The organism is Elioraea tepidiphila DSM 17972, from assembly GCF_000378465.1.
Lineage (GTDB): Bacteria > Pseudomonadota > Alphaproteobacteria > Acetobacterales > Acetobacteraceae > Elioraea > Elioraea tepidiphila.
The window spans coordinates 1-7,390 of the sequence record NZ_KB899956.1 but is presented as its reverse complement, the minus strand read 5'-3'; the positions used below and the strand labels follow the sequence as shown (position 1 = coordinate 7,390).

Annotated in this window: 9 protein-coding genes and 1 pseudogene; 5 read left to right on the top strand and 5 right to left on the bottom strand. The window is 72.2% G+C overall.

Annotated elements, in window-relative coordinates:
* From F563_RS0120865 to F563_RS0120845, 5 genes are all read right to left on the bottom strand, one after another.
* On the bottom strand, positions 1 to 345 hold a 345-nt coding region (locus tag F563_RS0120865; RefSeq protein ID WP_245557184.1), incomplete at its 3' end, for a transposase.
* A 218-nt stretch (positions 346 to 563) separates the two neighbouring features.
* Positions 564 to 1,451: a ParB/RepB/Spo0J family partition protein gene (locus tag F563_RS0120860; RefSeq protein ID WP_019016631.1), complete on the bottom strand. Its 888-nt coding sequence runs from the start codon at positions 1,449 to 1,451 to the stop codon at positions 564 to 566.
* Positions 1,448 to 2,263, bottom strand: a complete 816-nt coding sequence (locus tag F563_RS0120855; RefSeq protein ID WP_019016630.1) for a ParA family protein — start codon at positions 2,261 to 2,263, stop codon at positions 1,448 to 1,450. The genes F563_RS0120860 and F563_RS0120855 overlap by 4 nt, the downstream gene beginning before the upstream one ends.
* Positions 2,244 to 2,849, bottom strand: coding sequence for a 16S rRNA (guanine(527)-N(7))-methyltransferase RsmG (locus tag F563_RS0120850; RefSeq protein WP_019016629.1), 606 nt, complete (start codon positions 2,847 to 2,849; stop codon positions 2,244 to 2,246). Before F563_RS0120850 ends, F563_RS0120855 begins: the two co-directional genes overlap by 20 nt.
* A 37-nt stretch (positions 2,850 to 2,886) precedes the next feature.
* Positions 2,887 to 3,291, bottom strand: coding sequence for a (2Fe-2S) ferredoxin domain-containing protein (locus F563_RS0120845; protein WP_019016628.1), 405 nt, complete (start codon positions 3,289 to 3,291; stop codon positions 2,887 to 2,889).
* A gap of 75 nt (positions 3,292 to 3,366) precedes the next feature.
* On the opposite strand from F563_RS0120845, the gene F563_RS0120840 reads away from it, so the two are divergent.
* The 5 genes and pseudogenes from F563_RS0120840 to F563_RS23610 all read left to right on the top strand — a co-directional run.
* On the top strand, positions 3,367 to 5,478 hold the full coding sequence (locus F563_RS0120840; protein WP_019016627.1) for a thioredoxin domain-containing protein: 2,112 nt from the start codon (positions 3,367 to 3,369) through the stop codon (positions 5,476 to 5,478).
* Between the two features lie 285 nt (positions 5,479 to 5,763).
* Positions 5,764 to 6,360 (top strand): ATP-binding protein, encoded by a 597-nt coding sequence (locus tag F563_RS23620; protein WP_162140610.1) that lies wholly within the window; start codon positions 5,764 to 5,766, stop codon positions 6,358 to 6,360.
* The gene (locus F563_RS24600; protein ID WP_084596766.1) at positions 6,255 to 6,557 is read left to right on the top strand and encodes a response regulator; all 303 of its coding nucleotides are present in this window, start codon (positions 6,255 to 6,257) and stop codon (positions 6,555 to 6,557) included. The genes F563_RS23620 and F563_RS24600 overlap by 106 nt, the downstream gene beginning before the upstream one ends.
* Before the next feature lie 111 nt (positions 6,558 to 6,668).
* Positions 6,669 to 7,013: a hypothetical protein gene (locus F563_RS24225; protein WP_019016625.1), complete on the top strand. Its 345-nt coding sequence runs from the start codon at positions 6,669 to 6,671 to the stop codon at positions 7,011 to 7,013.
* A 109-nt stretch (positions 7,014 to 7,122) separates the two neighbouring features.
* A pseudogene (locus F563_RS23610) lies at positions 7,123 to 7,390 on the top strand (transposase); the annotation flags it as partial.

Below are 7,390 nucleotides of genomic sequence, written 5' to 3'. Positions count from 1 at the left end.
GGGCAGCGCCGTGTCGTCCACCACCAGCACCGCGTCATCGCCACCGAGCAGCCCATCGGCCTTGCGGGCCAGTTCCTCCAGCAGCGGCGCGGCATCCCAGTTGCCGGCCGAGACGAAGTGATGAAGGCGATCGTGTGTGCCGAACCCAAGCCGCTCGGCCATCGGCTGGATGCTCTTGCGATCGCCCGGCCCGATCAGCCCGGCAACGTAGAGCGGGCACATCCGCCGCCGCGCCTTGTGGCCGAGCCGTTCCAGGAACGGCGCGAGCCACCCCTCCAGATCACCCCGCCACCCCCGCCAGCACCTACTCCAGCCATGATCGGCTCCCCAAAGCCGATCCCTCATGAATCACGCAAAAGCCGACAGGGGAATCCGAAATCGGCAGCCCCCCCGCATGTTTCTGCCAAAGTCGTGCTAGCCGATGGGGAAACGCGGGCCAGCCGCAACCAAATCGGCCGTCTCCCGAGGGGTCCCGCTCCGAAAAAGAGCGGGACCCCTCGGGAGACGGCCCGTTCGCGGGTTGAGGGTCTGGGGAAAGGGCCGACTGGCCCTTCCCCAGGCCTTCAAGACTCCCGCATCAACAGCGCGAGCAGCCCGTCCAGCTGGTCCAGGTTCGCGTAGCGCAGCCGGAGCTCACCCCCCTGGCCGCGCGGGCGCAGATGCACCCCCACCCCCAGCCGCTCCTTCAGGTCGCGCTCCAGGCTCGCCAGGTTCGGGTCGACCGCCCGCGGCGGACCCTTCTTGGGCCCTGCCTGCGCCTCCGCCGCCACCAGGGCCTCGGTCTGGCGCACACTGAGCCCCTGCTCGACCACCCGCGCGGCCAGCGCCTCCGGGTTCTTCGCCCCCAGCAACGCGCGCGCATGGCCGGCGGTCAGCCGCCCCTCCCGCACATGCTGCTGGACGATGGCGGGCAGGTTGACCAGCCGGATCGTGTTGGCGACATGCGACCGGCTCTTGCCGATCATGCGACCGATCTCTTCTTGTGAGAGCTTATGCGTCTCAATGAGACGCATCAATCCCTCCGCCTCCTCGATCGGGTCGAGGTCCGTGCGCTGCAAGTTCTCCACCAGCGCCGCCGCTGCCGCCTCGAGGTCGGAGAGCGCGCGCACCAGCACCGGCACCTCGTGCAAGGGAATCGCCTGCGCCGCGCGCCAGCGCCGCTCGCCGGCGATGATCTGATACCGGCCCGTGTGCTCGGGATGCGGACGGACCAGCAAGGGCTGGAGAATGCCGCGTTCGCGGATCGAGGCGATCAGCTCCTCCAGCCCCTCCGGCTTGATCCCCGAGCGCGGCTGGAACGGGCTCGGCTCCAGCGCGGCGATCGGCACGGACTGCACATCGCCCGCAGGCACGGACGCCTCCGCCGGGGCAGGGGGGGCGGAAGCCGCATCGCCGAGCAGCGCGGCCAACCCTCGGCCGAGGCGCTTGGAGGCATCACGCTTGGGGCTCATGCTGGGGTCTCCTTGGCCTCGCGCTCGCGCTTCAACAGCTCCGCCGCGAGGCGGATATAGGCTTGGCTGCCGGCGGAGCGGACGTCGTAGAGCAGCACCGGCTTGCCATGCGACGGCGCCTCGGACACGCGGATGTTCCGGGGGATCACCGTCTCGTACACCTTGTCGCCGAAGAAGCCGCGCACATCGGCCGCCACCAGGTCGGAGAGGTTGTTCCGGCGGTCGAACATCGTCAGCACGATGCCCTGGAGGGTGAGGCGGGGGTTCAGGCCGCGCTTCACCACCTCGATGGTGCGCATGAGCTGAGAGATGCCCTCGAGCGCAAAGAACTCGCATTGGAGGGGGACGAGAACGGCACCGGCCGCCACCAGGGCGTTCAGGGTGAGCAGGCCGAGCGAGGGGGGGCAGTCGATCAACACGAGCCCGGGTGGCGCGGCGGCGAGGGCATCGCGCAGCCGGAATTCGCGGCGGGTGAGCGCGACGAGCTCGATCTCGGCGCCGGCGAGGTCCTGGTCGGAGGGCAGGAGGGAGAGATTGGGGATGGCGGTGGGGCGGATCAGCTCGGTGAGCGGCCTTCCCTCGATGAGCACGGCGTAGGACCCGGCACCGCGCTCGCCGCGGGCCAGGCCGAGGCCGGTGGAGGCGTTGCCCTGGGGGTCGAGGTCGATCAGCAGGACGGGCTGGCCGGTGGCGGCGACGGCGGTGGCCAGATTCACGGCCGTGGTGGTCTTGCCGACGCCGCCCTTCTGGTTGGCGAGCGCGATGATGCGGGGCCGGGCGGCGGGCGAGGCGTCAGGGGCTGCGTCGGGCACGCGCGACCTCGGTGAGACGGAGGATGGTGGCGGCAGGGTCGGTGCGGCTCGGGAACCGCTCGATGTGCATTGTCCAGAGGGGGGCGGCGGCGGTCAATTCGGCGTCCGCGGTCGCGCCCTTGGGCAGCAGCGCCGCACCGCCGGGGGCGAGATGGCGGGCGACGAGGGGCAGGAGGTCGGGCAGGGGGGCGAGAGCGCGGGCGGTGACGAGGTCGGCCTTGAGCGGGGCGAGGGTGGCGGCGTCGGCGGCGTGGACCGTGGCCAGGGCGGCGGTGGCGCGGGCGGCCTCGCGCAGGAAGGCGGCCTTGCGCCGGTCGCGCTCGACCAGATGGGTGGGCAGGCCGGTGAGGATCGCCAGGACCAGTCCGGGCAGGCCGGCACCGGAGCCGAGATCGGCGATGGATCGGGTGCCCGGCGGAATCAGCGGGACCAGCTGCGCGGCGTCGGCGATGTGGCGCTCCCAAAGCCGCGGCAGGTCCCCGGGCGCGACCAAGTTGATGCGCGGCGACCAGCGGGCGATCAGTTCGGCGTAGGCGGTGAGGCGCGCGTGCTGGTCCGTGGCAAGGGCAGGGGAGTCCTGTTTCACGTGAAACGCAGGCGCGGGTGTTCCACGTGAAACACGCTCAGCCGTCGTCGCCAGCGGCCGACGCCACCGCCGGCTTCGGCGCCTTCATCACCACGTCGCGCTCGGTCAGCATCAGTTCCGGCACCCTCTCGCCGCGGACCAGATGCGCCTCCAGCACGGCGTCGACCTCCTCGCGGCTGCGCACCCGATACCAGACCCCCTCGGGGTAGATCACCATGGTCGGGCCGAACTCGCAGCGGTCCAGGCAGCCGGCCATGTTCACCCGCACGCCCTTCAGCCCGAGCTCTTTGGCCCGCGCCTTCATGTAGTCGCGCAGCGCCTCCGACCCCTTCTCCGCGCAACTGCCGCGCCGATGCCCCTCGGGGCGCCGGTTGCAGCACACGAACACATGCGCCTCGAAGTAGAGTGGCGGGTCCCCCGCCCGCCGCCGATCATCCGCCATCGCTTTCTCCCGCGCCCTCGACCCCTATGTAGAGGTGAGCCGCCCCCGCCGAAACCCCGCTCCCGGGAGGGATCCATGCCCGATACCCCCACGGCCACGCTCCCCCCGCGCAACCTGCTCGCCGACGAGACCAGCCCCTACCTGCTCCAGCACGCCGACAACCCTGTTCACTGGCGCCCCTGGTCCGACGCCGCCCTCGCCGAGGCCCGCGCCACCGGCAAGCCGATCCTGCTCTCGATCGGCTACGCGGCCTGCCACTGGTGCCACGTCATGGCCCACGAGTCCTTCGAGAACCCGGCCGTCGCCGCGCTGATGAACCGCCACTTCGTCAACATCAAGGTGGACCGCGAGGAACGCCCGGACATCGACGCCATCTACATGCAGGCCCTCCACCTGATGGGTGAACACGGCGGCTGGCCGCTGACGATGTTCCTCACCCCCGACGCCAAGCCCTTCTGGGGCGGCACCTACTTCCCGCCCGAACCCCGCTTCGGCCGCCCTTCCTTCCCCCAGGTGCTCGACGCGATCGCCCGGGTCGCCCGCGACGAGCCCGAGAAGGTCGCGAAGAACGTCGCGGCGCTGACCGAGGCGTTGGCCGCCATGGCGCGCGCCCGCCCCGGCGCCGCGATCGGCCCGGAGCAGATGGAGACCGCCGCCGCCACCCTGCTGCGGACCATCGACCGGCGCGACGGCGGGCTTCAGGGCGCGCCGAAGTTCCCGCAATCGGCGCTGTTCCGCTTCCTCTGGAACGAGCACCGCCGCACGGGCAACGCCTCCGCCCGCGCCGCGGTGGCGCTGACCCTGGACCGGATGTCGCGGGGCGGCATCTACGACCACCTCGGCGGCGGCTACGCCCGCTACTCCACCGATGCGCAGTGGCTCGTGCCGCATTTCGAGAAGATGCTCTACGACAACGCCCAGATCCTGGAGCTGCTCTCCCTCCTCGCCGACGACCCGGACCCCGCCCTCGCCACCCTCTGGCGCGCCCGCGCCGAGGAGACGGTCGCCTGGCTTGCGCGCGAGATGATCGCCGCCCCCGCCGCCGACGGCACCGCCGGCTTCGCCTCCACCCTCGACGCCGACAGCGAGGGGGAGGAGGGCAGGTTCTATGTCTGGACCGACGCCCAGGTGCGCTCGGTGCTGAAAATCGCGGGGTTCGACCCCGGCGCGATCGACCGGTTCTGCCGCGCCTACGACGTCACGCCCCAGGGCAACTGGGAGCACAAGGTCATCCTCAACCGCTCCGCCTCGCCGACGGCCGACCCGGCCGAGGAGGCGGGTTTCGCCCGTGCCCGCGCGGCCCTGTTCGCCAACCGCGCTGCCCGCATCCCCCCGGGCCGGGACGACAAGGTGCTGGCCGACTGGAACGGGCTGATGATCGCCGCGCTCGCCCGCGCCGGCCACGTCTTCGACCAGCCTGGCTGGATCGCGCTCGCCGCCCGCGCCTTCGCCTTCGTCGCCCGCCACATGGACGCGGGTGAGGCGGGCGGCGGGCGCCGCCTCTGGCACTCCTGGCGCAACGGCACCGTCCGCGTGCCTGGCCTGCTGACCGACTACGCTGCGATGATCCGCGCAGGGGTGATCCTCGCCGGCGCCACGGCCGACCCCGCCCCGCTGCGCGCCGCCGAGTCCTGGACCCGCGCCGCCTTCGCCCTGTTCGCCGACACCGACGGCGCCTTCTTCACCTCGCCGGCCGACGCGGCCGACGTGATCGTCCGCGCCAAGGATGCCGCCGACAACGCCGTCCCCTCCGGCAATGGGATGATGGCCGACGCGCTCGCCCGGCTCTGGCTGGTCACCGGCGAGGACCGGTACCGTGCCGCCGCCGCTGGCCTGGTCGCGGCCTATGCCGGCGGCGCGGCCGAGCAGCCCTGGGCGCATCCCTGGCTTCTGGTCGCCGCCGACATGCTGGAGCGCGGCGCGTCCGTGGTGGTTGCCGGCGCGCCCGACGGTCCCGACACCCGGGCGCTTGTGGCGGCCGCACACGCTGTGCCGGAGCTTGGCCTGACGGTGCAGCTCGTGGGCGACGATCTGCCGCCGGGCCACCCGGCCGCCGGCAAGAGACCGGTGGACGGCCGCGCCGCCGCCTATGTCTGCCGCGCCGGCACCTGCGGCTTGCCGTTGACCGAGCCGCGAGCCCTGCGCGCCGCGCTCGAGCCAGCCGCGCCCGCCGCAGCACCCCCCTGAGTCACCGCAAGGTTCCTTCTCCCACGACCGTGGGAGAGGGTCAGGGTGAGGGTGTCTCCGCCTGCTGCACTCTTGCCACGAACCCCCGTGGCGACGTCTCCATCGCCCGGTAACGCCCCGATCATCGAACGGTGGGACCGACGCACAGGCGGCTGATGCACGCGGCTTTGGTCACCCCCGGCTGCGCCACCTTCGGGGTGTGGTGTCGGGCTGCGGCCACGGCCCTGCCGTTTACTCGCCGCCGAGCCGACCGACGTGGACGCCGTGCTCGCCCGGATGCGCGCCATGCTGGTCCGCACCCTCGGCGGGCGGATCGCGGTCGAGCTGGTCCGCAACGGCGAAACGTGGCCGGCGCTCGCCAATGCGCTCCAGCTCGAGGGCGCGCTGCTGAACCTCCACGTCAACGCGCGCAACGCCATGCCCGGGGGCGGCCGGCTGACCATCGAGACCGCCAATATCCGCCTCGGCCCGGAGGATGCCACCAAGGCCGGCGGGCCCACCGAGGATTACGTGATGATCGCGGTCAGCGACACTGGCGCCGGCATGCCGCCCGAGGTGCTCGCGCGCGCCTGCGACCCGTTCTTCACCACCAAGGAGCCGGGCAAGAGCACGGGGCTCGGCCTCAGGATGGTCTATGGCTTCGTCGAGCAGTCGAAGGGCCGGCTGCCGATCCGCTCCGACCCGGGGCGCGGCACCACCGTGACGCTCTACCTGCCACGCGCCCCACCGAGGTCGCCGCGGCCGAGGAACGCGCCCCGGAATGCGGTACCGCAACGATCCTGCTGGTCGAAGACGATCCGCGGCTGCGCGCGGCCGCCGCGTCGCAGCTCCGCGCCCTTCGCTACCAGGTGCAGCCCGTCGGCAGCGCGGCCGAGGCACTGACGACGTTACGGCAGCGCAAAGTTAACCTGCTGTTCACTGATATCGGCCTTGTCGGCGCCATGGACGGGCGCCGGCTTGCGGAGGAGGCGCGGGCGATCGATCCGGCGTTGAAGGTGTTGTTCACCTCCGGCAACCCGGTCGCCAGCGCCGAAGCCGCGCTGCGCGACATGCTGGGAGCGACCGACCCGGTGGGCTGAGCCGAGGCGGGGGACCCGTTGCCAGGACAGCCCGCCGTCGCGCCGCCATCATCCCCGCGTGGCGTCGCCATGATCGGCTGGTAATCCTCCTGCCATCGAGAGGATGGACCGATGCGCAGGCTTCTGATGCTCGCGGCTTTGCTGGTCTCCGGTTGCGCCACCTACGAGGAGCCGTATCCCGCCTACGGCCACGGCTACCCGGTCTACACCGCCCCGGCCTATGTCTACCGTCCCCCGGTCTATACCTCACCGACCTATCTCTACCGCCCGCGCGTCTATGCGCCGCCGCCGCCTCGGGTCGTGACGCCCCCGCCGCCGCGCCGCGACTGGCATCGGCGCGATGATCGCGACGAACGGCGATGGCGAGGCGAGCGGCGGTCCGACGGCGAACGCGGCTGGCAGCGGGGCGAACGGCGCCGCCAGCCGGACCGCCCATTCCGGTACGACAACCAGTAGGCGCCCCGCTTGCGGCGCCACCGGGTCAAGCCTCAGGGGCCAGCGGGGGGCTTCCGGCCGACGGGTGGCGCCGAGTGACCGTTTGGGAAAGGCTTGACGCGACGCGGCGTGGGCGCGGATCGAGCCGTTGCTGCCGAAGCCGTCGCGGCGCGGTCGGAAGCCGTCAGTCGCTCTGCGTGAGGTGCTGAACGCGATCCGCTACATGGCACGAAGCGCGGGTGGCTGGCGGATGCTGCCGGTGCACTTCGGCCCATGGCAGACGGTCTACTGGTGGTTCCGCCGCTTCGTCCGGCGGCTGCTGTTCCGCACCATCCACGACGTGGCGCTGATGCTGGATCGCGAGGCGGCTGGCCGGGAAGCCAGCCCGACAGGCGGGG

What these genes read in the sequence shown, in the direction of transcription:
- F563_RS0120860 (WP_019016631.1), bottom strand. Translation starts at nt 1,451, where the DNA reads ATGAGCCCCAAGCGTGATGCCTCCAAGCGCCTCGGCCGAGGGTTGGCC.
- F563_RS23620 (WP_162140610.1), top strand. Translation starts at nt 5,764, where the DNA reads ATGCTGGTCCGCACCCTCGGCGGGCGGATCGCGGTCGAGCTGGTCCGC.
- F563_RS0120840 (WP_019016627.1), top strand. Translation starts at nt 3,367, where the DNA reads ATGCCCGATACCCCCACGGCCACGCTCCCCCCGCGCAACCTGCTCGCC.
- F563_RS24225 (WP_019016625.1), top strand. Translation starts at nt 6,669, where the DNA reads ATGCGCAGGCTTCTGATGCTCGCGGCTTTGCTGGTCTCCGGTTGCGCC.
- F563_RS0120845 (WP_019016628.1), bottom strand. Translation starts at nt 3,291, where the DNA reads ATGGCGGATGATCGGCGGCGGGCGGGGGACCCGCCACTCTACTTCGAG.